Here is a 25614-nt window from a genome sequence, read left to right on the forward strand (position 1 = left end):
ACCGCCCCGACGTCACGTGACCAAGGACGACACCCTCGGCGTTACCGGAAATCGGCGACAACGCCTGCCGACACCAGGGACCACCCCCGCACCGAATCAGGGCCGACCGCAACGGCGACCGTTACCGCAAATCGGCAACGACCGCCCGCGGCAACCGGGACCGCCCCGACGTCACGTGACCGAGACCGACACGCCTGCACGTAGCCGGAAATCGGCGACAGCGCCTGCCCGCACCAGGGACCGCCCCAGTGCCGCATCAGGGCAGACCGCACGGCGACCGTTACCGCAATTCGGCGACGGTTCCTGCGGGAACCGAGACCGCCCCGACGTCACGTGACCGAGACCCCTCGGCGTTACCGGAAATCGGCGACAACACCTGCGCCTGCGGGAACCGGGGACCGGCACGATGCCGCGTGACCAAGGACGACACCCTCGGCGTTACCGGAAATCGGCGACAACGCCTGCCCGCACCAGGGACCGCCCCCGTGCCGCATCAGGGCAGACCGCACGGCGACCGTTACCGCAAATCGGCAACGACCACCTGCGGCAACCGGGACCGGCCCGACGTCACGTGACCAAGGACGACACCCTCAGCGTTGCCAGAAAGCGGCGACAACGCCTGCCCGCACCAGGACCACCCCCGCACCGAATCAGGGCCGACCGCACCGGCGACCATTGCCGCAAATCGGCAACGACCACCTGCGGCAACCGGGACCGCCCCGACGTCACGTGACCAAGGACGCCACCCTCGGCGTTACCGAAAATCGGCAACGACCACGGAATCCACGACGCTACCCGCAGCCACATGACCAAGACCGACTCCCCCGCGTTGCCACAATTCGGCGACAGCGCCTAGGGCACCAGCGACCGTCCCCATGTCACGTGACCGAGACCGAGACGCCCGCACCGTTGCCTCACTTCGGCAACGACCGCCCACGCAAGCCGCGGAACACCACCCGCACCGCCGCCGAAATCCGCCGACCCTTCGCGAGCGGACCCGACATGGTGCCGCGTCGGATCATCATCGGCCCAGCCCCGGCGCCGGTCCCGCGAACGCCGGGCCAGGCGTGCCCGCTCAGGCCCGCGATCTCGACCGCTCCAAGGAACACACCCGCCTCATCGGCTCAAGGACGAACCCGAGTACCGGATCGCCACAGAACGGCTACCGGGCCCCACGAAAATCGATCGCCACCCGACCACCCAAGAGCTAACCTGTCGCGGTGATCTTCTGAGACGAACCTGCGCCCACATCCACCTCCTTCGCAGGGAGTCTCATGTCTTCTTCCTTGACGCTTTCCGACGTCACCTTCACCTGGCCCGACGGCGCCCCGGCGTTCGACCGCCTTTCGCTCACCCTCGGCACCGGCCGCACCGGCCTGGTCGGCACCAACGGATCCGGCAAGTCCACGCTGCTCAGGCTGCTCGCCGGCGAGCTGCGGCCCACGACGGGTTCCATCACCACACCGGGTGAACTCGGCTATCTGCCGCAGAACCTCGTCCTCGACACCGGCCGCCGCGTCGACGACGTGCTCGGTGTCACCGCGATCCGCGCGGCGATCCGGGCCGTCGAGGACGGTTCCGCCACCGAAGAGCACTTCGCCACCATCGGCGACAACTGGGACGTCGAGGAACGCATCCGCGCGATCCTCGACCGGCTCGGTCTGGCAGCCGTCCGCCTGGACCGGCGGGCGGGCGAATTGTCCGGCGGCGAACTCACGTTGCTCGGGCTGGCCGCCCTGTTGCTGCGCCGCCCCGCCGCATTGCTGCTCGACGAGCCCACGAACAACCTCGACCTGCGGGCCCGCGAACTCGTGCACCGCGAGGTCGCGGGCTGGGGCGGGATCCTCGTGGTGGTCTCGCACGATCGCGAACTGCTGCGGCTGGTCGACCGGATCGCCGAGGTCCGCGACCACGAGGTCACCTTGTACGGCGGCAACCTCGCGGACTACGAACACGCCGTCGAGGTCGCGCAGGAGGCCGCCCGGCGGCATGTGCGCGCGGCGGAGTCGGACGTCAAACGGCAGAAGCGGGAGCTGGTCGAGGCCGGGATCAAACTCGCCCGGCGGGCCCGCTACGGCCAGCAGATGTGGGACCGGAAACGCGAGCCCAAGGTGCGGATGCGCAAACGCCAGGAGGACGCGCAGATCGCCGCGGGCAAGTACCGGAACCTGCACACCGACCGACTGGAAGGCGCCGTCGAGGCGCTGAAGGCCGCGGAGGAACTGGTGCGGGAGGACGCCGAGATCCGCGTCGAGCTGCCGGAGACGACCGTCGCCCGCGGCACGGACGTGCTCCGGATCGACGCCGTGCCCCGGTTCGGCCCGGCGGCGGACCTGCACGTCATGGGCCCCGAGCGGATCGCGCTCACCGGCCCGAACGGTTCGGGGAAGACCACCCTGCTGCGGACGATCGCCGGCGAGCTGCCGCCGAAGTCGGGCGAGGCGGGGCTCTTCGTCCCCGCGAGGCTGCTCCCCCAGCGGATCGACGTGCTGGACGACACGCTGTCCATTGTGGACAACGTGCGACTGGTCGCGCCGTCGCTCACGGACAACGAGATCCGCGCGAGGCTGGCCCGGTTCCTGTTCCGGGGCAAGGCGGCCGACCGCGAGGTGGCGTCTTTGTCCGGCGGGGAACGGTTCCGGGCGGCGCTGGCGACGTTGCTGCTGACCGAGCCCACGCCGCGGCTCCTGCTGCTCGACGAGCCGACGAACAACCTCGACCTGGCCAGCGTGCGGCGGCTCACCGAGGCACTGCTCGCCTACCGGGGCACGCTCATCGTGGCGAGCCACGACCGGCCGTTCCTGGCCGACATCGGCATCACCCGCTGGCTCCCCCTCCGCAATTAGTCCTCTGGATGCGTTACTTGCGTGTGCAAGTACCGCATCCAGAGGACGAAACGCGGGGGTGGGTCAGGCGTCGAAGTCCACGGTGACGGCATCGGAGACGGGCACCGACTGGCAGGTGAGGACGAAACCGGCGTCGACTTCGGCCTTCTCCAGCGCGAAGTTGCGCCGCATGTCCACCTTGCCGTCGCAGATCTTCGCCCGGCAGGTGCCGCACACACCGCCCTTGCAGGCGAACGGCAGATCCGGACGGAACTTCTGCGCGCCGTCGAGCACCGAAGTCCCGCGCGGCAGCGTCATCGTCGTCGACCGGCCGTCGAGCACCAGCGTGACCTCGCTGGACGCGCCCACGACGGCCGGATCGACGTGATGCACCGGCTCCGGTGGAGTGTCCACATAGAACAGTTCCTGATGCACGCGTTCGTCCGCGACGTCCAGCGAGCGCAGGAGTTCCTGTGCGCCGGTCACCATCTCGAACGGCCCGCACAGCCACCAGTGCGCGACGTCCTCGACCGGGATCAGCACGCTGCACAGGCGCCGCAGCTTCTCCACGTCGAGCCGCCCGGTGAACAGTTCGGCCTCACGCGGTTCACGGGAGAGCACGTGGACGAGTTCGAGCCGCGCGGGGTAACGGTCCTTCAGATCCGCGAGGTCGTCGGCGAACATGACGGTGTCCGTGCGGCGGTTGCCGTAGAGCACGGTCACCGTCGCGTCGGAGTCGCTGAGCAGCGAAGACGCGATCGACAACACCGGCGTGATCCCGGAACCGGCCGCGATCAGCACGTGATGCCCGGCGGCTTCCAGATCGGGACTGAAGGTGCCGGTCGGCGGCGCGACCTCGATCTCGTCGCCGGGTTTCACGTCGCGCACGAGCCACGACGAGAACAGCCCGCCCGGCACCTCACGGACGCCGACCCGCGGCGCCGCGCCGGCGGGCGCGCAGATCGAGTACGACCGGCGCTCGTCGCGGCCGTCGATCTCGCGGCGCAGGGTCAGCGACTGCCCCGCCTTGAAGCGGAAGGTGTCCGCGAGGTCTTCGGGCACGTCGAAGGTCACCGCGACGGCGTCGTCGCACAGGCGCTGGACGTCCGCCACCTTCAGGGCGTGGAATCCCATGCGGCGCAGGGTTGCGGTCACGCTAGATCTCCTTGACGTGTTCGAACGGTTCGAGGCAGAACCGGCAGCGGCGCAAGGCTTTGCACGCGGTCGCGCTGAACCGGGACTGCTCCTCGGTGTCCGCGGAACCACAGTTCGGGCAGCGGACTGACGACACCGCCGGGCTCAACGTGAGCGGGATCGGCCCGGTCCGCCGCGGCGCGGCTCCCGGCGGCGCGATCCCGGCCTCGGCCAGTTTCCGTTTGCCGTCCTCGGTGATCCAGTCGGTGGACCAGGCGGGCTGCAGCACCGTGCGGACCTCGACCTCACCGTAGCCCGCGCCGGTCAACGCGTGCACCAGGTCGTCGCGCATGGTGTCCATCGCCGGGCAGCCGGTGTAAGTCGGGGTGATCGCGACGACCACCCGACCGTCCTCTTCGGACACTTCACGCAGCACGCCGAGGTCGGCGAGGGTGAGCATCGGCAGTTCCGGGTCGGTGACCGTGGCCGCCACGGCGTACGCGGTCACCATGTCGCGTCCGGATGTTCCCTGGCGACACTCTGCAGCGTCGCCAGCAGGAAGCCCATCCGCTCGGTGTGCACACCGTCGCGGCCCATCCGGCCGGAAACCCCTGCGATGGCACCGATTTCGGGACGCTTCAGCGTCGCGACGGCCAGCACCTGGTCCAGGATCGCGTCGAACTCCGGCCGCAGCGACGGTGAATCGACGAACTCGACCTCGTGCGCCGCGAAAAGCTCGTCCACGTACGGCCAGACCGCGTCGAGGCCCTCCTGCATCCGCGTGTGGGACAACTCGGTGCCGTCGCCGAGGCGCACGGCCCACTGGGCGGCGTAGTCGCGGTGGTACGCGACTTCCTTGACACCCTTGTCCGCGATGGCCGCGAGCACGGGGTCCACAGAGGACTGAAGCTGCTGCAGCAAAGCGAGCCGCCAGATCGAGAACACCAGCAGCCGTGCGATCAGATGTCCGAAGTGCCCGCCTTCGAGTTCGGCGAGGCGGACGTTGCGGTACTCCTGCTCGCTCCGGAAGAAGGCGTACGAATCCTCCGAACGCTCGCTGCCGTCGGCCTTGCCCGCGCGGGCCAGCAGCAGCCGCGCCTGCCCGAGCAGGTCGAGCGCGATGTTCGCGATCGCGACCTCGTCCTCGAGTTCGGGCGCGTTCGTGCACCACTCCTGCAGCCGGTGCGAGAAGATCAGCGCGTCGTCGCCGAGCATCAGGCAATAGGCCGCCAGCCGCGCACCGTCCACACCGGACGGGACCGTGGTGTCCACACCGGACAGCGGATCCTCGAACCCGGTGCCGAAGGCCCAGCGGGAATCGTTCTCCTCGGTGATCGCCTCATAGGCGTTGTCGAAGCTCATGTCAGATGTGGGGAACGTTGTCGGGGATTTCGTAGAACGTCGGGTGCCGGTACACCTTGTCGCCGCTGGGCGCGAAGAACGGGTCCTTCTCGTCCGGCGAGGACGCCGTGATGTCCGACGCGCGCACGACCCAGATCGACACGCCCTCGTTGCGGCGGGTGTACAGATCCCGCGCGTGGTGCAACGCCATGTCGTCGTCCGCCGCGTGCAGCGAACCCACGTGCACGTGGTTCAGCCCGCGCTTGCCCCGGACGAACACCTCGTACAACGGCCAGTCGTGTTTCATCACGAACCCTTCTTCGCTGCGTGCGCCGAGGCGGCTTCCCGCACCCACGCGCCGTCTTCCTGGGCCCGCCGCCGGTGCGCGACGCGCTGGGCGTTGCAGGGGCCGTTGCCCTTCAACACGTTCTTGAACTCGTCCCAGTCGACGGCGCCGAAGTCGTAGTGCCCGCGTTCGGCGTTCCACTTCAGGTCCGGGTCCGGGAAGGTGACGCCCAGCGCCTCGGCCTGCGGGATGGACATGTCGACAAAGCGCTGGCGCAGCTCGTCGTTCGTGTGCCGCTTGACCTTCCACGCCATCGACTGCGCGGTGTTCGGCGAATCCGCGTCCGGCGGGCCGAACATCATCAGCGACGGCCACCACCAGCGGTTCACCGCCTCCTGCACCATCTCGCGCTGCTTCTCGGTGCCGCGCATCATGGTCATCAGCAGTTCGAAACCCTGCCGCTGATGGAAGGACTCCTCCTTGCAGATGCGGATCATGGCGCGCGCGTACGGCCCGTACGAGCTGCGGCACAAGGGAACCTGGTTGCAGATCGCCGCGCCGTCCACCAGCCAGCCGATCACGCCGACGTCGGCGAAGGTCAGCGTCGGATAGTTGAAGATCGACGAGTACTTCTGCTTGCCGTTGATCAGCTTGTCGGTCAGATCCGCGCGATCGGCGCCGAGTGTGGCGGCCGCGGAGTACAGGTACAGCCCGTGTCCGGCCTCGTCCTGCACCTTCGCGAGCAAGATCGCCTTACGCCGCAAGGAAGGCGCGCGGGTGATCCAGTTGCCCTCCGGCTGCATGCCGATGATCTCCGAATGCGCGTGCTGCGCGATCTGCCGGATCATCGTCTTGCGGTAACCCTCGGGCACCCAGTCACGCGGTTCGATGCGCTGATCGCGCTCGATCGTCGCCTCGAAATGCCGTTCGAGGTCTTCTTCCGGCAACGTCGCGGTCATGACTGCTCCTTCGCCACCAGGGTGAGCACGTCGTACTTGGCGACCGAGTCGCCGTCGGCGTTGGTGACGTCCGCGTCCCAGCGGACCTCGCCGTACTCCTGGTCGATGCGCGGGGTGATCTGCTTGGCGGTCAAGGTCACGGTCAGCGAGTCGCCGACCTTGACCGGGGTGAGGAACCGCAGGTTCTCCAGGCCGTAGTTCGCCAGCACCGGGCCGGGCTCCGGCGAGACGAACAGGCCGGCGGCGAACGAGACCACGAGGTACCCGTGCGCCACGATCCCGCCGAACAGCGGGTTCGCCGCGGCGGCCTCGGGGTCGGTGTGGGCGTAGAAGGTGTCGCCGGTGAACTCGGCGAAGTGGTCGACGTCCTCCTGGGTGACGGTGCGCGGACCGGCGACCACGGAGTCGCCGATCTTGAGCTCCGCCAAGGACTTCCGGAACGGGTGGACGTCGCCTTCGGCGCGCGGCGCACCCGCGACCCAGCGGCCGGTGACCGTGCTCAGGGCGGCGGGCGAACCCTGGACCGCCGTGCGCTGCATGTGGTGCAGCACGCCGCGGACGCCGCCCATCTCCTCGCCGCCACCGGCGCGGCCGGGGCCGCCGTGCACCAGCTGCGGCATCGGGGAACCGTGGCCGGTGGATTCCTTGGCGTCTTCGGCGTCCAGCACCAGCAGGCGGCCGTGGTACGGCGCGACGCCGAGGACGACCTCGCGCACGAACTCCTTGTCGGCGGAAACGACGGAACCGACGAGGCTGCCGCCGCCGCGTGCGGCGAGCTCGATGACCTGTTCGGTGGAGGTGTAGGGCAGCAGCGTCGACACCGGGCCGAACGCCTCGACCTCGTGCGGCTCGGAGCGCTCCGGGTCGGCCTTCAGCAGTACGGGTGAGATGAACGCGCCGCGTTCGGCGTCCGCGCCGACGACCTCGACCTGCTCCGGGTCGCCGAAGACGACGGTGCCGACGTCCAGCAGTGCCTTGAGCGACCGCCGGACCTCCTCGCGCTGCTCCAGGCTGGCGAGGGCACCCATGCGGACACCCTCGGCGGTCGGGTTGCCGACGGTGGTCTTCGCCAGCCGCGCGCTCGCGGCCTCGGCGACCTCGTCCAGCAGGTCGGCGGGGACGAAGGCGCGACGGATGGCGGTGCACTTCTGGCCCGCCTTGACCGTCATCTCGGTGGTCAGCTGCTTGACGAAGAGATCGAACTCGGTGGTGCCGGGTTTGGCGTCCGGGCCGAGGATCGACAGGTTGAGCGAGTCGGCTTCGGCGTTGAACCGAACGGAGTTGCGCACGATCGCGGGGTGCGCGCGCAGCTTCTGCGCGGTCGACGCGGAGCCGGTGAACGAGACGAGGTCCTGCGCGGTGACGTGGTCGAGCAGATCGCCGACGCTGCCCGCGACGAACTGCAGCGTGCCCTCGGGCAGGATGCCGGATTCGATGATGATCTCGACCAGCCGCGCGGTGAGGTACGCGGTCTGGCTGGCCGGCTTGATCAGGCTCGGCACGCCGGCGAGGAACGCGGGCGCGAACTTCTCCAGCGGACCCCAGACGGGGAAGTTGAACGCGTTGATCTGGACGGCGACGCCGCGCAGCGGGACGGCGATGTGCTGGGCGACGAAGGTGCCGCCCTTGCTCAGCGGCTCGACGTTGCCGTCGACGTAGACGGTGTCGTTCGGCAGTTCGCGCTTGCCCTTGCTGGAGTAGGCGAACAGCACGCCGATGCCGCCGTCGATGTCGACCATCGAGTCGCCCTTAGTCGCGCCCGTACGCGCGGAGAGCGCGTACAGCTCCTCGCGGTGTTCGCGCAGGTGGGAGGCCAGTGCCTTCAGCAGCGCGGCACGCTGGTGGAAGGTCAGCTCGCGCAGCGCGGGGCCGCCGACGCGGCGGCCGTACTCCAGCGCGGCGGCGAAGTCGATGCCGTCGGACGAGACCCGGGCGACCTCTTCGCCGGTGGAGGCGTCGTGCAGCGGTACTCCGTCACTTTCCGCCGTGTGCCACCCGCCGGAGACGTAGCTGCGCAGCAATGCCATGGGGCCGACCCTTCGATGGTGGGATTAACAGACCGTCCGTTCAGTAATTCACTGTAGCTCGTGACCGGGGTCTTGCAAACCCCCTGACGGCGGTGGACCCTTGACATCTGCCCGAAAGCGCGCCTTTACTTGCGACACCCTTTAACAACCGTCCATTCGGTCAGTAACCAGGTGGTCAGGCTTGACTAGCAACGCCGCGCACACGATGTTCGCCGACGACCAGGCGTCGAAGGCGCTGGGCATCGAGCTGATCGAGGCCGCCGAAGGCCACGCCGTCGCCACCATGCGGATCACCGAGACGATGGTCAACGGCCACGACATCGCCCACGGCGGCTACGTCTTCCTGCTGGCCGACACGACCTTCGCCTGCGCCTGCAACAGCCATGGGCCGGTGACCGTCGCGGCCGGCGCGGAGATCTCCTTCGTCGCGGCGGGCAAACTCGGCGACCACCTCATCGCCACCGCCACCGAACGGACGCGTTACGGCCGCAACGGCATCTACGACGTCACCGTGCACCGGGAGACCCCCGACGGGCCGGAGGTCGTCGCCGAATTCCGCGGCCGCAGCCGCACCATCCAGAAGGCGTGACGATGACTTTCAGCGACGAAGCCGAGAACCTCACCATCGACGAACTCCAGGCGCTGCAACTGAAGCGCCTCCGGTGGACGCTGCGGCACGCGTACGACAACGTGCCCTTCTACACGCGGAAGTTCGACGAGGCGGGCGTTCACCCGGACGACTGCAAGGCGCTGGAAGATCTGGCGAAGTTCCCGTTCACCACCAAACAGGATCTGCGCGACAACTACCCGTTCGGCATGTTCGCCGTGCCGGAGGCGCAGGTGAGCCGGATCCACGCGTCCAGCGGCACCACCGGGAAACCGACCGTCGTCGGCTACACGTCCGAAGACATCGACACCTGGGCGACGGTGATGGCGCGCTCGATCCGCGCCGCGGGCGGGCGGCCGGGCGACAAGGTCCACGTCGCCTACGGCTACGGCCTGTTCACCGGCGGGCTCGGCGCGCACTACGGCGCCGAAAAGCTCGGCTGCACGGTGATCCCGGCGTCCGGCGGCATGACCGCGCGGCAGGTGCAGATCATCACCGACTTCAAACCCGAGATCATCATGGTCACCCCGTCGTACATGCTGACGCTGCTCGACGAGTTCGAGCGGCAGGGCATCGACCCGCAGACGAGTTCGCTCAAGGTCGGCATCTTCGGCGCGGAGCCGTGGACCGAGCAGATGCGCACGGAGATCGAGGAACGCGTCGGCATCGACGCGGTCGACATCTACGGCCTGTCCGAGGTGATGGGCCCCGGCGTCGCGCAGGAATGCGTCGAGACCAAGGACGGGCTGCACATCTGGGAGGACCACTTCTTCCCCGAGGTGATCGACCCGTTCACCGAGAAACCGACCGGCGCCGAAGGTGAGCTGCTGTTCACCTCGCTCACCAAGCAGGCGCTGCCGATCATCCGGTACCGCACGCGCGACCTGACCAGGCTGCTGCCGGGCACCGCACGGCCGGCGTACCGGCGGATGGAGAAGGTGACCGGGCGTAGCGATGACATGATCATCCTGCGTGGCGTCAACGTCTTCCCCACGCAGATCGAGGAAGTCGTGCTGGTGACCCCCGCGCTCGCGCCGCATTTCCAGCTGATCCGGTCGACGAAGGGCCGGATGGACCACCTGACCGTCCGCGTCGAAGCGCGTCCGGACGCGACCGCCGAGCAGCGCGCCGAGGCCGCCGCCCGGCTGATCGCCGGGGTGAAGGACGGGGTCGGCGTGAGCGTCGGCGTCGAGGTCGTCGACCCGGACACGCTGGAACGCTCGCTGGGCAAGATGCGCCGCGTCCTCGACGAACGGGACCGCGCTTGAGCACCCCCGCCCGCCGGGGGCGTCCCGGTTACGACCTCGAGTCGCTGCTGCAGGTCGCGGTGAAGCTGTTCAACGAGCGCGGCTACGACGGCACCAGCATGGAGGACCTCTCCCGCAAGCTCGGCATCACGAAATCCGCGATCTACCACCACGTGCCGAGCAAGGAGGAGCTGCTGCGGCTCGCCGTCGACCGCGCGCTGAACGGCCTGTTCGCCGTCGCCGCCGAGACGGAATCCTTCGAGGGCAAGGCGATCGAAAAGCTGGAGCATCTGGTGCGGGGCAGTGTCCTGGTGCTGGTCGACCAGCTGCCGTTCGTGACCCTGCTGCTGCGGGTGCGCGGCAACACCAAAATCGAACGGGCGGCGCTCGCGCGGCGGCGCGAATTCGACCGGCTCGTCACGGAACTGGTGAAACAGGCCGAAACCGAGGGCGACGTGCGCCCCGACATCGATCCCGCGGTCACCGCGCGCCTGCTGTACGGCATGGTGAACTCGCTGATCGAGTGGTACCGGCCGCGCCGTGGTTCGGCTGGGACCGAGCTGGCGGACGCGGTGTGCAAGATCGCCTTCGACGGCCTGCGGACCCAATAGCCGTAACTCGCGTGATTGAAGGCGGATCTCGCGTGATTGGGGCCGTTCCGTCTTCAATCACGCGAGTCACGGCTCCAATCACGCGAGTCACGTCCCTGAGCACGCGAGTCCCCCCTTCGCTGCGCCGGCCTTGTTCGTCGGTCAGGGTTCCCAATGTCGCATTAGAGACGCTGAGCGACTCAAATGCGACATTGGGAACCGTCCCGCGAGCGGCGTTACTCCCCCGCGGCCTTCGGCGGCCGCCGAGCCTGCCAGACCAGCGCGTCGCGCAGCTGCTGGATGAGCTGTTCGTCGTCGGCCTCCGACGGATCCACCCCGAGCGGGATCCAGCGTTCGCAGACCTCGGCGCCGTTCTCGAAACTCGTGATCACGATCCCCGCGTACGAGACGGCTTCCTCCCCGGTGTCACCTTGGATGCGGACGTCACGATGCTGCAGCCGGACACTGACCCACCGTCCGGCACGGCGAACCGGATCGCGCTCAGCACTGGTCATTCGTCCCTACCCATGACACCCGGTCCCCCCGCCCCGAACGTCGCCGCGAAGGCCCCAGGGGTTACCGAGGGGTTGTTCCGAATGAGTAACGGCAGACGGCCACGTGAAACGGTTACGCTCGGCCCATGAGCACCGATCCGGAGGCCCGGCGGCACCTCGAACGGTAGCCTGCGAAATCGTGGAACTCCTCCCCTTCGGTGAATACGCGGCCTCTCTCAACCGGAAGCGCACTGCGGCCGGAGTACTGCTCCGTGATGACCGGTCGCGAGTGCTGCTGGTGGAGACCACGTACAAACCTGAGTGGGAGATCCCCGGAGGGGCGGTCGAAGCGGAGGAGACGCCGTGGGCGACTGCGGCCCGCGAGCTCCACGAAGAGCTGGGCATCACCCGATCTCTAGGCGCGTTGCTGGTCGTCGACCACGTCCCCACACAAGGCGTCATGCCGGAGGGATTGGCTTTCGTGTTCGACGGCGGCTTGATCACCGAAGAAGAAGTAGGCGCTATCGAGTCGACAGACCCTGAGATCCGGTCTGTGAGGCTGTGCCCGCCAACGGAGGCTGGTCGGCTGGTGAAGCCGCCCCTCCATGGCCGGATCAACGCCGCGTTGTCCGCGGTCGACCGCGGAGTGACGATGTTCTGCGAGTCAGGCAACCCGTCCGAAGCTCTCTTCGAAACGGTTACGCTCGGCCCATGAGCACCGATCCGGAGGCCCGGCGGCGCCGCCTCGAACCGGCCGCCCGGCGCGCCGAGATCCTGACCGCGGCCCGGCGGCTGTTCGGCGAGGGCACGTACGCCTCGGTTTCGACCTCGGACATCGCGAAGGCCGCCGGGGTGGCCCGGCCGCTGATCAACCACTACTTCGGCAGCAAACGCGAGCTGTACCTGGAAGTCGTCCGGCAGATGATGATCGTCCCGGCGCCGGTGATCGAGAACCTGCCGGAGACGACCGCCGAAGAGCGGCTCGCGATCAGCGTCCGGCACTGGATCGAGGTCGTCGAGCGCAACGAGCAGGCGTGGCTGACGGCGATCGGCCCGGAGGCGGTGGGCCGCGACCCGGAGATCGAGCGGATCATGCTGGAGGGTGACGAGATCGCCGCCGATCGCGTGCTCGCGGCCGCGTTGATGAGCGACGTCACCGAGGGTCGCGAAGAACTCCGCGCGATGATCCGGTCGTACGGCGGGATGCTGCGCGCGGCGTCACGCGAATGGCTGATCCGCGGCACGCTCGGCCGGGAGGAGCTGCGGGTCTTCCTCACCGAGTCGATCCTGCACCTGCTGCGGGTCACCTACCCGGCCGTGCTCGCAACGCGTTCCGCCGGGCGTAGGCCGCCGGCGTCATCCCCTTCCAGCGTTTGAAGGCGTAGATGAAACTCGACGCCTCCGCGTAGCCCAGCCGCAGCGCGACGTCCTCCACGGTGAGCGCGCCGGTGTCCAGCATCTCCTCCGCCAGCGCCTGGCGGACCTCGTCGAGCAGGGCCCGGTAGCCGGTCCCGGCCTCGAACAGCCGTCGCCGCAGGGTCCGGGGGCTGAGCGCGAGCTGCCGCGCGACCTCCTCCATACCCGCGTCGACCCCGCCGAGCCGTACCAGTCTTTCCCGGACCTGCTGGGCGATCCCGGATCGCTCCCGTTTCCGTGACACCAGCAGTTCACATTGCGCGGCGCACACCGCGACGGTCTGGTCGTTGGCCTGCGGCAGCGGTTTGTCGAGGAGGAGCGGGTCCAGGGTGGCGACATGCGACGTCGCCGAGAACGACGGCGCCAGCCCGAAGGTCCGCACGTATTCGTCCACAGTGGAGGGTTTGTCGTGCCGGAAGGCCAAGGAGCGCAAGGAGATGTCCGGCAGGATGTCGCGCATGACGGTGTGGATGGCGCCGAGGTCGCGCAGCAGCAGGAAGCGGGCGACGTCGCCGGGCACGCGGCTGTCGTCCATGGCGAGCGCGAGCCGTCCCGCCTCGACGGTCACGTGCGGGATGCAGAACGTGAAGCTCAGGTCCAGGTAGCGCAGGGCGAAGCGCATCGCGTCCCCCAGCGTCGGGCTGCTGATGCACGCGAACCCGAAGATGCCGAACGCGCTGACCCGGTATCGCCTGCTCAGCCGCAGCGCGACGGCGTCCTCGCCGCCGAGCCCGCGGACCAGGGCCCGGACCACGGCGAGTTCCTGACGCGCGTCGACCTGGCCGTCCACGGGGGCGTGTTCGTAGGACTCCAGCCCCTCGACGCCGTTTTCGGCGGCGAAGCGGGCCATGAGCACGATGCTCGCCGTGCCGCGCGGGTAGTCCCAGTCCCGGATCACCGGCGGCGGTAGTTCCATGGCCGGGATTATGGATCCCCTGGCGACAATCGGCCCATTGAGGACCATAACTGTCCTTGATCCCCTTTAGGGTGAGCGGCATGTCCGACACGTTGAGCAGGCGCGCGCTGAACCGCGCCATGCTGGACCGGCAGTTGCTGCTCCGGCGTTCGAAGATGACCGCGCTCGAAGCGGTCGAGCATCTGGCCGGGCTGCAGGCGCAGGCGCCGAACCCGCCGTACTTCGCGCTGTGGACCCGGCTGCACGGCTTCCGCCAGGAAGACCTCGCGAGCCTCCTGCTGGACAAGAGCGTCGTGCGGATCGCGCTCATGCGCGGCACGGTGCACCTGGTCACGCCGTCGGACGCGCTCGCGTGGCGCCCCATCGTGCAGCCGCTCTACGACCGCTCGGTGCTCGGCAACACCCAGCACGGCCCCGACATCAAGGGCCTCGACCACCAGGAGATCGCCCGCACCGCCCGCAAACTGCTGGGTGAGCGGCCGCTTTCGTCGGCAGGCCTCGGCGCGGAACTGGCGAAGCACTGGGAAGGCGTCGCGCCGTCGTCGCTGGTGCACGTCGCACGGGCGCTGCTGCCGCTGGTGCAGATCCCGCCGCGCGGCGTCTGGGGCAAGTCCGGGCAGCCGACGTACCAGACCACCGGGGACTGGCTGGGAGCCGAACCGGACACCTCGCCATCGCCGGAAGCGATGTTCCGGCGCTATCTGGCCGCGTTCGGGCCGGCCAGCGTGCAAGACGCGCAGGCTTGGGCCGGGATCACGAAGCTCGGCGACGTCGCCGAGCGGCTGCGGCCGGAGCTGCGGACGTTCCGCGACGAGAACGGCCGCGAGCTCTTCGACCTGCCCGAGGCCTCGCGTCCGGATCCGGACACCCCCGCGCCCGCGCGGCTGCTGGGCCCGTTCGACCAGACCGTCCTGTCCTACGCCGACCGCACGCGGGTGATCAGCGACGAGCACCGCAAGGTCGTCATCACGCAGAACGGCCTGGTCAAAGGCACCATCCTGGTCGGCGGCATGGTGAAGGGCTTCTGGGAGATCAAGACGGTGAAGAAGGAGGCTTCGGTGGTGATCACGCCGTTCGAGCGCGTCCCGAAGCGCGATCTGGACACCCTGGAGAGCTCCGCGCACCGCCTCCTGGCCTGGGCGCACCCCCAGGCGGAGACCCACTCGGTGCATTTAGTCCTCTGAATGCGAGCGGGGGCGTGGCCGGAAATCTCGATCGAGTGGCCGCTCGTGTACTTCCACCAGGGGTGACCGCTGGGTAACTTCGATCGGCATGGGCGATACGAGTGTGCTGATCGTAGGGACGGGCTTCGGCGGGGTCGGGACGGCGATCGAGCTCAAACGCGCCGGCTTCGACGACTTCACCATCCTGGAGAGCGCCGACGAACCCGGCGGCGTCTGGCGGGAGAACACGTATCCCGGCGCGGGCTGCGACATCCCGTCGCCGCTGTACTCGTTCTCCTACGAGCCCAATCCGGACTGGCCGAAGCGGTTCTCGCTGCAACCGGACATCCACGAGTACCTCAAACGCGTGGTGCGCCGCTACGGGCTCGAACCGCACATCCGGTTCGGCGTCCGCGTCACCTCCGCGGCCTTCGACGAGGAACGCGGGCTCTGGCGGGTGGAGACCGCGGGCGGCGAGACGTACGAAGCGAACGTCTTCGTCCCTGCCGTCGGCCAGCTCTCGCGGCCCGTCCAGCCGGACATCCCCGGCCAGGAGACCTTCGAAGGCACCAGCTTCCACTCCGCGCATTGGGATCACGACGTCGATCTGCGCGGCAAGAAGGTCGCGGTGATCGGCACCGGCGCGAGCGCGATCCAGTTCGTGCCCGAACTCCAGCGCCAGGCGGGCGAACTGACCGTCTTCCAGCGCACCGCGCCCTACATCATGGCGAAACGGGACACCAGCTACCGGCGCTGGCAACAGCGACTGTTCCGGCACCTGCCCGCTACCCAGTTACTCGGCAGGCTCCGGATCTTCCTGCTCGCCGAGTACGCGACCTACGCGATGACGAAGCATCCGTTGCTGGCCAAGGTCTTCGAGCTACGGACGGCCCAGCTGCGCCGCCGTCACATCAAGGATCCGGCGCTGCGCGAGAAACTCACCCCGGACTACCCGCTGGGCTGCAAACGGATCCTGTTCACCAACGAGTACCTGCCCGCGCTGGCGCAGCACAACGTCGCCGTGGAGACGCGGCGTATCAGCGCGATCACCCCGTCCGGCGTGCTCACCGAGGACGGCGTCGAGCACGAGGCCGACGTCATCGTCTACGGCACCGGTTTCGCGGCGACCGACTTCCTCGGCGAGCTGAAGGTGGAAGGCCTCGGCGGAAAAGCGTTGTCGGACGCGTGGAAGGGCGGCGCGCGGGCGTACCTCGGCATGACCGTGCCGGGTTTCCCGAACCTGTTCTGCGTCTACGGCCCGAACACGAACCTCGGCGCGGGCTCCATCATCTACATGATCGAACGGCAAGCCCGCTACATCCGTCAGGCCGTCGAACACCTCGCGAAACCCGAAGTGTCCTATATGGACGTCGTCCCGGAGGTCGAGCAGCGGTACGACGAGGAGATCCAGCGGCGGCTGGGCAAGAGCGTCTGGACGACCTGCGCCAGCTGGTACCGCCAGGAGAACGGCCGCGTGAGCACGAACTGGCCCGGTCTGGTCACCGAATACGACCGCCGGACGAAGACGCTCGACCTCGGCGACTACCGGACGGCGGGACCACGATGAACTACGACGTGCTGGTGATCGGCTCCGGTTTCGGCGGCAGCGTGACCGCGTTGCGGCTCACCGAGAAGGGCTATCGCGTCGGCGTGCTGGAGACCGGCCGCCGCTTCGCCGACGACGAGTTCGCGAAGACCTCGTGGCGGCTGCGGAAGTACCTGTGGGCCCCGAAACTGGGCTGCTTCGGCATCCAGCGGCTGACCCTGCTGAAGAACACGTTCGTCCTGAGCGGCGCGGGTGTCGGCGGCGGCTCGCTCGTCTACGCGAACACGCTTTACGAGCCCCCGGACACCTTCTATCGGGATCCGCAGTGGGCGCGCATCACCGACTGGAAGGCCGAACTCGCCCCGCATTACGACCAGGCGAAACGGATGCTGGGTGTGGTCGAGAACCCGCTGGTCACCCCGGCCGACCGCGTGCTGCGCGAAGTCGCCGAGGACATGGGGATCGCGGACACCTACCGGCCGACTCCGGTCGGCGTCCACTTCGGCGCGCGCGACGTCGACCCGTTCTTCGGCGGCGAAGGCCCGCTGCGGAAGCCGTGCACGCACTGCGGCGAGTGCATGACCGGCTGCCGGGTGGGCGCGAAGAACACCACTGTCAAGAACTACCTGTACCTGGCGGAGAAGGCGGGCGCGGAGGTCCACCCGCTGACCACCGCGGTGTCGGTCCGGCCGATCGGCGGCGGCTACGCGGTCGACACCGTCCGAACAGGACGGTGGGTCCGCAAGGCCAAGCGGACCTTCACCGCCGAGCAGGTCGTGTTCGCCGCCGCTTCCCTCGGCACGCAACGACTTCTGCACTCGCTCAAGGATTCGGGCACCCTGCCGGAGCTGTCGCCGCGGTTGGGCCTGCTCGCCAGGACGAATTCCGAGGCGGTGCTCGCCGCGCGCTCGCTGCGCAAGGACACGGACTTCACGCGCGGCGTCGCGATCACGTCGTCGATCCATCCCGACGCCGTCACGCATGTCGAACCGGTGCGTTACGGCAAGGGCAGCAACGCCATGGGACTGCTCGCGACGGTGCTCGTGGACGCCGAGCCGGGCAAACGCCGGTGGGCGCTGGGCGTCCGTGAGCTGTGGCGGCACCGGCGGAACCTGGTGCGGCTGCACAACCCGCGACGCTGGTCGGAACGGATGGTCGGGCTGCTGGTGATGCAGACGCTGAACAATTCCGTGACCACGTACACGAAACGCGGGCTCTTCGGCCGCCGGATGACCACGAAACAGGGCATCGGTGACCCGAACCCCGAATGGATCCCGGCCGGGCACGAGGTCACCCGGCGGGTGGCGGACAAGATCGGCGGGCTGGCGCAGGGCGCGTGGACGGATCTGGCGAACATCCCGGTCACCGGGCATTTCATCGGCGGCTGCGCGATCGGCGACAGCGCCGAGACCGGCGTCGTCGATCCGTACCAGCGGGTGCACGGGTATCCGGGGCTGCACATCGCCGACGGTTCGGCGATCTCGGCGAACCTCGGCGTGAACCCGTCGCTGACCATCACCGCGCAGGCGGAACGCGCGATGTCGTTGTGGCCCAACAAAGGTGAGGACGATCCCCGGCCGCCGCTCGGCTCCGCCTACCGGCGCCTATCCCCTGTCGCGCCGCTGAAGCCCGTCGTCCCTCCGGAGGCCCCGGCGGCCCTGCGCCTCCCCCTCACCCCGCTCTGACCCCCGCGTTTCGTCCTCTGGATGCGGTAGTTCGCCCTGCCAACTACCGCATCCAGAGGACGAAACGCGTGAAGTGGAAAGGGCGGAGCACCGTCGCCCGCGCGACGACGGTGCCCCGCCCCGGTCTAGCGGATCATCACGGGAGGCCGGCCAGGCCCGCGCTCACCGTGTTCGACCACGCGTAGCCCTGCGAGGCGTCCCAGTTGATCGACCAGGTCATCGCGCCCCGGATCGCCGGGTACGTCGTCGAGGGCTTGAACGAGCCGCAGTTCGTGCCCTTCGCCAGGCAGTTCAGCGCGCTGACCGTGTTGCCGGGCGCCTGGTAGCCGCCACCCGCGGCGGAACCGGAGGCGGGCAGGCCGAGCCCGACCTGGTCGGCCCGCAGGCCGCTCTGCAGCTGGATGCAGGCCAGCGCGGTGAGGAAGTCGACCGTGCCCTGCGAGTAGACCTTCTGGTCACAGCCGAGCATCGTGCCGCTGTTGTAGTACTGCATGTTGACGATGGTCAGGATGTCCTTGACGTTCAGCGCCAGCTTGAAGTACTCCGCCGCCGGGCTCTGCATGTCGATCGTCTGCGGCGCCATGGTGATGACGGTGCCGCCCGCGGCGTGGATGCTGCGCAGCGCCTGCGCCATGTAGGTCGCGTTGACGCCGTTCTCGAGGTCGATGTCGACGCCGTCGAAGCCGTAGGTCGCGATGAGCGACTTCATGCTGTTGGAGAAGTTCGTCGCCGCGGCCGACGAGTCGACGCGGATCGTGCCCTTCTCGCCGCCGACGGACAGGATGACCTTCTGCCCGCGCGCCTGCGCCGTCTTGATGTCGGCCTTGAACTGCGCGTCGGTGTAGCCGCCGAGCTGGCTCGACAGACCGGAGTCGAGGGTGAAGGTGACCGCGCCCGGCGTGGCCGTCGCGTCGGCGAAGGACACCGCGATGATGTTGTACTTCGTCGGCACGTCGGCGAGCTTGAGTGCCTTCGCGCCGTTGTAGAAGTTCTGCCAGTAGCCGGTGATCACGTGCTTCGGCAGGTTCCCGGTCGGCGGGGTGCTCGTCGTGGTCGTCGGCGGGTTCGACGTCGTGGTCGTCGGGCTCGTGGACGTCGTCGGCGTGGTCGGCGTCGTGGTGGGCGAGCCGCCGGGGCCGTCGAGGTTCACGTCGTCGGCGAAGTACGCGGGCTGGCCGTACCAGCCGTGCAGGTAGATCTCGACGCTGGTGGTGGACGCGCCGGTGGTGAAGCTCAGCGAGAGCTGCGACCAGCTGCCGCCGCCCGGGGTCCAGGTGTTCTTGTCACCCGTCCCGGTGCCGGTGACACCGAGGTAGGTGTAGCTGCCCTGCACCCACGCCGAAAGCGTGTACGCGGTGTTGGCCTTGACCGGCACGCTCTGCGAGCAGCGGGCGTTGTCCTGTCCGGCGGGGGTGGCGCTGAGCGCGCGGCTTCCCGAGTGGACCGGTGTGGTGACCACGGAGGACGTGCCGGAGCAGGTCCAGCCGCTCGTGGTCCCGAGTTCGAAGCCCGGGTTGGTCAGGATGTTGGCGGCCGAGGCGTTGCCCGAGACCGCGAAAGTCACCCCCAGGCACACGGCCAGTGACGACAGCAGGGCGAGGAACGCGTGTTTCGGCTTCACTTTCACGACTGGCCTCCACGAACGGGTGATGTCGGCCACATCAAAATGGTACAGACCAATACAACTGTCAAGGGTTCGCTTAGGGGAGGCCATACGAAAGTCGGCTCGGCGCGAGCGGCAGAATGCAGGGTCCGAGAGCACCCGAGGGCGGATTTCAGGAGCGTGGGAGTGAGCGTGCAGGGCCTGCAGACAGTCGAGCAGAAGATCGCCGAAGAACTCGGCGTGCGCGAGGGGCAGGTCAAGGCGGCCGTCGACCTGCTGGACGGCGGATCGACCGTGCCGTTCATCGCCCGGTACCGCAAAGAGGTCACCGGGATGCTGGACGACACCCAGCTCCGCACGCTCGAAGAGCGCCTCCGCTACCTGCGGGAACTCGGCGAGCGCAAGGTCGCGGTGCTGGAGTCGATCCGCAGTCAGGGCAAGCTGGACGAGGCGCTCGAAGCGTCGATCATGGCGGCAGACACCAAGTCCCGTCTCGAGGACATCTACCTGCCGTACAAGCCCAAGCGGCGCACGAAGGCGATGATCGCCCGCGAGGCCGGTCTGGAGCCCCTCGCCGACGGGCTGCTGAGCGACCCGAACACCGACCCGCAGGCCGCCGCCGCGGTGTTCGTCGACGCCGACAAGGGTGTCGCGGACGCGCAGGCCGCCTTGGACGGTGCCCGCGCGATCCTCGTCGAGCGCTTCGCCGAAGACGCCGACCTGATCGGCGAGCTGCGCGAGAAGATGTGGGCGGAAGGCCGTCTGGCCTCGAAGGTCCGCGACGGCAAGGCCGAAGAGGGCGCGAAGTTCTCCGACTACTTCGAGTTCTCCGAGCCCTACACGAAGCTCCCCTCGCACCGGATCCTCGCGATGCTCCGCGGCGAGAAGGAAGAGATCCTCGACCTCACGATGGAGTCGGAGGAGCCCTCCGAAGAACCGCGCACGGGGCCGACCGAGTACGAGAACCGCATCGCCCACAAGTTCGGCATCTCGAACGAGGGCCGCCCGGCCGACAAGTGGCTCGGCGACACCGTCCGCTGGGCGTGGCGGACGAAGATCCTGCTGCACCTGGGGATCGACCTGCGGATGCGGCTGCGTCAGTCGGCCGAGGACGACGCCGTCCGCGTGTTCGCCGCGAACCTGCGCGACCTGCTGCTCGCCGCCCCGGCGGGCACCCGCGCCACGATGGGCCTCGACCCTGGCTTCCGCACCGGCGTCAAGGTCGCCGTCGTCGACGCGACCGGCAAGGTCGTCGGCACCCACGTGATCTACCCGCACCAGCCCGCGAACAAATGGGACCAGTCCATCGCCGAACTCGCCGCGCTGTGCGCCCGGCACAAGGTGGACCTGATCTCGATCGGCAACGGCACCGCGTCGCGCGAGACCGACAAGCTCGCCGGCGAGCTGATCAAGAAGCACCCGGAACTGAAGCTGACGAAGGCCGTCGTCTCGGAGGCCGGCGCGTCGGTCTATTCGGCGTCGGCGTTCGCTTCGCAGGAACTGCCGGGCATGGACGTCTCGCTGCGCGGCGCGGTCTCGATCGCGCGGCGGCTGCAGGACCCGCTGGCGGAACTGGTGAAGATCGATCCGAAGTCGATCGGTGTCGGGCAGTACCAGCACGACCTGTCGGAGATCTCGCTGTCGCGGTCACTCGACGCGGTGGTCGAAGACTGTGTGAACGCCGTCGGCGTGGACGTCAACACCGCGTCGGCGCCGCTGCTGACCCGCGTTTCGGGTATCACGACGACGCTGGCGGAGAACATCGTCGCGCACCGCGACGAGAACGGGCCGTTCAAGACCCGCAGCGGGCTCAAGGAGGTCGCGCGGCTGGGCCCGAAGGCCTTCGAGCAGTGCGCGGGCTTCCTCCGGATCCCGGACGGCGACGACCCGCTCGACTCGTCCTCGGTGCACCCCGAGGCCTATCCGGTGGTGCGGCGGATCCTGACCTCGACCGGCACCGACATCCGCGCGCTGATCGGCAACACGCGGACGCTGCAGGCGCTGAAGCCGTCGGAATTCGTCGACGACACGTTCGGTCTCCCGACGGTGACCGACATCCTCGCCGAACTCGACAAGCCGGGCCGCGACCCTCGTCCGGCGTTCAAGACCGCGACCTTCGCCGACGGCGTCGAGAAGATCGGCGACCTCAAGCCGGGGATGCGGCTGGAAGGCGTCGTGACGAACGTGGCCGCGTTCGGCGCGTTCATCGACGTCGGCGTGCACCAGGACGGGCTCGCGCACGTCTCGGCGCTGTCGAAGAACTTCGTCAAGGACCCGCGTGAGGTCGTGAAGCCGGGCGACATCGTCAAGGTGAAGGTGCTGGAGGTCGACGTGCCGCGCAAGCGGATCTCGCTGACCCTGCGCCTGGACGACGAACCCGGCAAGCCCGCTCGCGAGCAGGGCGGCGGCGGTCGTGACCGCGGCCAGGGCGGACAGCGTCAGGGCGGCGGTCAGCGTGGCGGCCAGGGCGGCCGTGGTGGCGGCCGGGACCGCGGCGGGAACTCCGGTGGCGGCGGCGCCATGGCGGACGCGCTCCGGAAGGCCGGTTTCGGCAAGTAAGGCTCAGAAGTACATGAAGGCCCCCATCCTGTACCCAGGCGCAAGGATGGGGGCCTTCATGTACTTGGGTCAGGGGTTCATCGCGTAGGTACCGGAGAGATCGCGGACCAGGGACCACACGTGGTCGAAGCGGTCCGCGTCCACGACCGGCTTCCGGATCGAAGCGAGCGCCAACGCCTGCTGCGCCTCGGTTGAGGACGACTTCCCGTGCAGGTCGATCGCCGCGACGCTGAAGTCCTGCACCAGCACGGCGAAGATCTGGTCGACGACCTCGGTCTCGATGCCGGTGATCTCCGCCTGCTCCAGCACCAGCTGCCCGTAGACGACCAGTGTGAACAGCTCGGTCAGCGCGAGGCCGAAGTCGAGGTCCTGCTGCTGCGCCTCGTCCGGGGCCGCGTCGGTGAACAGCTTCACCAGCGCCTCGGCCTGTTCGGTGAACCGCGCGACGTTCGGGATCGAGGCCGCCTTGGCGTAGGCCTCACGCCAGTCGTGGAACCGCACCTTCGACAGCCCGCGCGCAGGCCCCTGGCGGAACAGGAACTCGTCGTCAGCCGCGTCGGACCGGGTCGGCACCGGCTCGTAGGCCTGCGGCGCGAACAGGTACGCGGGCACGAACTTCGCGATCAGCGCGAGGTTCACCGCCACCGTGCCTTCGAGTTTCGGCAGGCCGTCGATGTCGTTCTTGGACATCGCGAGATAGGTGTCGGCCTCGAAACCCTTGGCCGCCACCACATCCGCGACCAGGCCGATGACCTTCTGCGCCTCGGTGGTCACCTTCATCTTGGTGATCGGGTTGAACAGCAGGTACCGGCGGTCGTCCGCGTTCGCGCTACGGAAGTAGTCCACGGCACGGTCGGAGAACAGCTTCATCGCGACGAGCCGCGCGTACGCCTCGACGAATTCCCGGCGCACGTGCGGGAAATCGGTGACCTTCTTGCCGTAGAGCACCCGGTTGTGCGCGTGCGTGATCGCCTCGTACAGCGAGTGCGTCGACATCCCGATGCCGCCGAAGCACAGGTTGAACTTGCCGATGTTGACCGTGTTCAGCGCCGCGGAGAACGCTTCGGCGCCGACGTGCAGAATGTCCTCTTCGGACACCGGGTAGTCGTTGAGCTCGAACTCGGCGACGTACATCTGCGACGGCACGACGTTCTTCACCACGCGGTAGTTCGGGTGCTCCGAGTCCGCGTAGAAGAACACGTACTGGTCCGGCCCCTCGACGCCTTCGATGCGGCCGAAGACCGACACCGTCCGCGCGCAGTTCCCGTTGCCGATGTAGTACTTCGAGCCGTTCGCGCGGTAGCCGCCCGCGCCGTCCGGGGTGAGCACGAGGTCCGACGAGTAGATGTCGGCCCCGTGCTCCTTTTCGGACAGTCCGAACGCGGCGACGCCGCCGGCCGCGAGCGAGTCCGCCGCGCGTTTGCGGGCGGCCTCGTTCGCGCTCTGCCACACCGGGCCCAGGCCGAGGATGGTGACCTGCCACGGGTACCAGTAGTTCAGGCCGTAGAAGCCGAGGATTTCCGACAGGGCCGCGACCCGCGCGGTGTCCCAGCGCTTGTCGGGGTTCCCCTCGGCGTTGGCGCCGGGAGTGAGGAAGGTCGAGAACAGGCCTTCCTTGCCCGCGAACTCGATGAAGTCCGCGTAGAAGGTCCGGTCGTGGTAGTCCTCGACGAGCTTGCGCTTGCCACGCTGTTCGAACCACTCGATGGTGGCACGCAACAGGCGACGCGTCTCCGGGTCGAACTGCTGGGGGTCGTACCCACCCGGGTTCAGCAACAACGCGGTCGCCTTTTCGCTCATGGTCACTCCTGGTCAGCCGAAGTTACTACCCGGTAACCGTAGCGCCTCGCTTCGCCGTCCGGCCACCGAACTCGACCGAAGTCACCCGTCCACGCTCGTCCCGCAGGAACCGGGCGGTGGGCTTGCGGGTGTCCGCGGCCGGGGCGATCGCGTCGTCGCCGACGAACACGGCCTCGAACGGCGGAGGCGACGGGAAGTCCTCGATTTCGGCGACCAGCTGGGCCCAGAGGGCGCCGTTTTGGTCGCTGATCACGAACGTCAGGTCACCGGTCCGGTAGCGGCCCAGGTACTCGGCGATATCCGGCTGGGGCACAGGTGGCGGGCTCACGAGCGGCGGCAGCCCGACCACGTTCTCCAGGCACCAGTCGACGATCTTGGCGCCCAGTGCCGATCCGCCCGCACTGTTGGTCAGCACCGTGACGGCGAAATCGTGCTCGGGCAGCGTCACGAAATCCGACAGCTGCAGATTGCTCACGTTGCCGCCGTGCCGGACCAGCCGTGCCGCGCCGTGGGTCGTGTGCAGCCAGCTCAGGCCGACCTCTTCGAAGCGCAGCGCGGCCTTGCGCTGCGGCGCGCGCATGAGGTCACGGGTGGCCTCGCTGAGCGGCGGCTTCCCCTCGGCCTCGCCGGTCAGGAAGAACCGGGCCCACTTCAGCTGGTCACCCGCCGTCGACCAGAGGCCGCCGCTCGCGCTGTCGGCCCGGGTCAGGCCCACGGTGTGCTCGACCGCCGGCCCGCCGTCTCGCAGCACGTGACCGACGGCGTGACGCCGGGTGAGCACCTCCCACGGCAGGTAATACGACTCGGTCATACCGAGCGGTTCGAGCAGCCGGGCGCGGACGACGTCTTCGAAAGGCTCGCCCGCCGCCACCTCGACGACCCGCCCGGCCAACTGGAACCCGGCGTTGCAGTAGGAGAACACCTCACCGGGCGCGAAATTCTGCGGGAGTTCGCCGAACTTCGCGATCGCGAGGGCCAGCGCGTCGTCACCCCATCCGGTGGTGAAGTCCACGTCGCCGAGGAACCCGGCCGAATGCGTGAGCAGATGGCGCAGGGTGACCGTCTTCCGCGCCACCGGATCCACCAGCGGGAGATCGGGAAGGTGGTCGACGACCGGCCGGTCCAGATCCAGCACCCCGTCTTCGACCAGTGCCATGACGGCGGCCGCGGCGAACGTCTTGCTGGTGGAGCCGATCATGAACAACGTGCCGGGATCGACCGGGAGCCCGGTGTCCACACTGGACACCCCGGTGGCGAACACCGACTCCTCGCCCCGGTGCGTCACCCCCACCACGGCCCCGGGGACACTCGCGCGACGCGCTTCCTCGTCGAGCACCCCTTGCAGTTCCTGAACGTTCGACACCCGTGTCCCCTTTCGTCCGGTCAGGTCAGCGTTTCACCGCGAGGGCGGGTCCG

The 25614-nt window shown here is 68.7% G+C and carries 21 protein-coding genes; 10 read left to right on the forward strand and 11 right to left on the reverse strand.

Annotated elements, in window-relative coordinates:
- Positions 1–1274 precede the first annotated feature (1274 nt).
- Positions 1275–2846: an ABC-F family ATP-binding cassette domain-containing protein gene (locus AMK34_RS31140; RefSeq protein WP_073847720.1), complete on the forward strand. Its 1572-nt coding sequence runs from the start codon at positions 1275–1277 to the stop codon at positions 2844–2846.
- Between the two features lie 63 nt (positions 2847–2909).
- Here the strand turns inward: AMK34_RS31140 and paaE are convergent, their stop codons facing one another.
- The 6 genes from paaE to paaZ are packed head-to-tail and all read right to left on the reverse strand — an operon-like array spanning position 2910 to position 8572.
- Positions 2910–3980 (reverse strand): 1,2-phenylacetyl-CoA epoxidase subunit PaaE, encoded by a 1071-nt coding sequence (gene paaE, locus AMK34_RS31145; protein WP_073847721.1) that lies wholly within the window; start codon positions 3978–3980, stop codon positions 2910–2912.
- 1 nt (position 3981) lies between these two features.
- Entirely contained in the window at positions 3982–4470 is a 489-nt protein-coding gene (gene paaD, locus AMK34_RS31150; RefSeq protein ID WP_037346628.1) for a 1,2-phenylacetyl-CoA epoxidase subunit PaaD, read from the reverse strand.
- Entirely contained in the window at positions 4464–5321 is an 858-nt protein-coding gene (paaC, locus tag AMK34_RS31155; RefSeq protein ID WP_073847722.1) for a 1,2-phenylacetyl-CoA epoxidase subunit PaaC, read from the reverse strand. Before paaC ends, paaD begins: the two co-directional genes overlap by 7 nt.
- 1 nt (position 5322) lies before the next feature.
- A complete protein-coding gene (gene paaB, locus AMK34_RS31160) occupies positions 5323–5607 on the reverse strand; it encodes a 1,2-phenylacetyl-CoA epoxidase subunit PaaB (protein ID WP_037346994.1) in 285 nt (94 codons plus the stop codon).
- Entirely contained in the window at positions 5607–6545 is a 939-nt protein-coding gene (gene paaA, locus AMK34_RS31165) for a 1,2-phenylacetyl-CoA epoxidase subunit PaaA (protein ID WP_038517888.1), read from the reverse strand. The genes paaB and paaA overlap by 1 nt, the downstream gene beginning before the upstream one ends.
- On the reverse strand, positions 6542–8572 hold the full coding sequence (gene paaZ, locus AMK34_RS31170) for a phenylacetic acid degradation bifunctional protein PaaZ (protein WP_073847723.1): 2031 nt from the start codon (positions 8570–8572) through the stop codon (positions 6542–6544). Before paaZ ends, paaA begins: the two co-directional genes overlap by 4 nt.
- 205 nt (positions 8573–8777) lie before the next feature.
- On the opposite strand from paaZ, the gene paaI reads away from it, so the two are divergent.
- The 3 genes from paaI to AMK34_RS31185 are packed head-to-tail and all read left to right on the forward strand — an operon-like array spanning position 8778 to position 11037.
- Positions 8778–9161 carry a hydroxyphenylacetyl-CoA thioesterase PaaI gene (gene paaI / locus AMK34_RS31175; RefSeq protein WP_038517894.1) on the forward strand — a complete coding sequence of 128 codons (384 nt, stop codon included), beginning with the start codon at positions 8778–8780 and terminating at the stop codon, positions 9159–9161.
- Between the two features lie 2 nt (positions 9162–9163).
- Entirely contained in the window at positions 9164–10447 is a 1284-nt protein-coding gene (gene paaK, locus AMK34_RS31180) for a phenylacetate--CoA ligase PaaK (protein ID WP_073847999.1), read from the forward strand.
- A complete protein-coding gene (locus AMK34_RS31185) occupies positions 10444–11037 on the forward strand; it encodes a TetR/AcrR family transcriptional regulator (protein WP_034323145.1) in 594 nt (197 codons plus the stop codon). Before paaK ends, AMK34_RS31185 begins: the two co-directional genes overlap by 4 nt.
- A 215-nt stretch (positions 11038–11252) precedes the next feature.
- Here the strand turns inward: AMK34_RS31185 and AMK34_RS31190 are convergent, their stop codons facing one another.
- Positions 11253–11531: a hypothetical protein gene (locus AMK34_RS31190; protein ID WP_073847724.1), complete on the reverse strand. Its 279-nt coding sequence runs from the start codon at positions 11529–11531 to the stop codon at positions 11253–11255.
- 178 nt (positions 11532–11709) lie between these two features.
- Here AMK34_RS31190 and AMK34_RS31195 point away from each other — a divergent pair, with 178 nt between their 5' ends.
- Positions 11710–12225 carry an NUDIX domain-containing protein gene (locus tag AMK34_RS31195; protein WP_037346619.1) on the forward strand — a complete coding sequence of 172 codons (516 nt, stop codon included), beginning with the start codon at positions 11710–11712 and terminating at the stop codon, positions 12223–12225.
- Complete coding sequence (locus AMK34_RS31200) at positions 12222–12887, forward strand: TetR/AcrR family transcriptional regulator (protein ID WP_073847725.1); 666 nt, start codon at positions 12222–12224, stop codon at positions 12885–12887. The genes AMK34_RS31195 and AMK34_RS31200 overlap by 4 nt, the downstream gene beginning before the upstream one ends.
- Here the strand turns inward: AMK34_RS31200 and AMK34_RS31205 are convergent.
- On the reverse strand, positions 12814–13842 hold the full coding sequence (locus AMK34_RS31205; RefSeq protein ID WP_038517904.1) for an AraC family transcriptional regulator: 1029 nt from the start codon (positions 13840–13842) through the stop codon (positions 12814–12816). The genes AMK34_RS31200 and AMK34_RS31205 overlap by 74 nt on opposite strands.
- Before the next feature lie 80 nt (positions 13843–13922).
- On the opposite strand from AMK34_RS31205, the gene AMK34_RS31210 reads away from it, so the two are divergent.
- The 3 genes from AMK34_RS31210 (at position 13923) to AMK34_RS31220 (ending at position 18236) form a co-directional block, all read left to right on the forward strand.
- Positions 13923–15026 (forward strand): winged helix DNA-binding domain-containing protein, encoded by a 1104-nt coding sequence (locus AMK34_RS31210; RefSeq protein ID WP_073847726.1) that lies wholly within the window; start codon positions 13923–13925, stop codon positions 15024–15026.
- A gap of 88 nt (positions 15027–15114) precedes the next feature.
- Positions 15115–16572: a flavin-containing monooxygenase gene (locus AMK34_RS31215; RefSeq protein ID WP_073847727.1), complete on the forward strand. Its 1458-nt coding sequence runs from the start codon at positions 15115–15117 to the stop codon at positions 16570–16572.
- Positions 16569–18236 (forward strand): GMC oxidoreductase, encoded by a 1668-nt coding sequence (locus tag AMK34_RS31220; protein ID WP_073847728.1) that lies wholly within the window; start codon positions 16569–16571, stop codon positions 18234–18236. The genes AMK34_RS31215 and AMK34_RS31220 overlap by 4 nt, the downstream gene beginning before the upstream one ends.
- A 136-nt stretch (positions 18237–18372) precedes the next feature.
- Here AMK34_RS31220 and AMK34_RS31225 read toward each other — a convergent pair whose 3' ends face one another.
- Positions 18373–19863: a chitinase gene (locus AMK34_RS31225; protein ID WP_038517914.1), complete on the reverse strand. Its 1491-nt coding sequence runs from the start codon at positions 19861–19863 to the stop codon at positions 18373–18375.
- 162 nt (positions 19864–20025) lie between these two features.
- Between AMK34_RS31225 and AMK34_RS31230 the strand changes: the two genes are divergently transcribed.
- On the forward strand, positions 20026–22398 hold the full coding sequence (locus tag AMK34_RS31230) for a Tex family protein (RefSeq protein ID WP_038517917.1): 2373 nt from the start codon (positions 20026–20028) through the stop codon (positions 22396–22398).
- Positions 22399–22467: 69 nt separating this feature from the next.
- Here the strand turns inward: AMK34_RS31230 and AMK34_RS31235 are convergent, their stop codons facing one another.
- Both AMK34_RS31235 and AMK34_RS31240 read right to left on the reverse strand, forming a co-directional pair.
- Positions 22468–24198: an acyl-CoA dehydrogenase gene (locus AMK34_RS31235; RefSeq protein WP_073847729.1), complete on the reverse strand. Its 1731-nt coding sequence runs from the start codon at positions 24196–24198 to the stop codon at positions 22468–22470.
- Positions 24199–24223: 25 nt separating this feature from the next.
- The gene (locus AMK34_RS31240; protein ID WP_073847730.1) at positions 24224–25561 is read right to left on the reverse strand and encodes a serine hydrolase domain-containing protein; all 1338 of its coding nucleotides are present in this window, start codon (positions 25559–25561) and stop codon (positions 24224–24226) included.
- Positions 25562–25614 lie beyond the last annotated feature (53 nt).

This window comes from Amycolatopsis sp. CB00013 (genome assembly GCF_001905755.1).
GTDB classification, from domain to species: Bacteria; Actinomycetota; Actinomycetes; order Mycobacteriales; family Pseudonocardiaceae; genus Amycolatopsis; species Amycolatopsis japonica.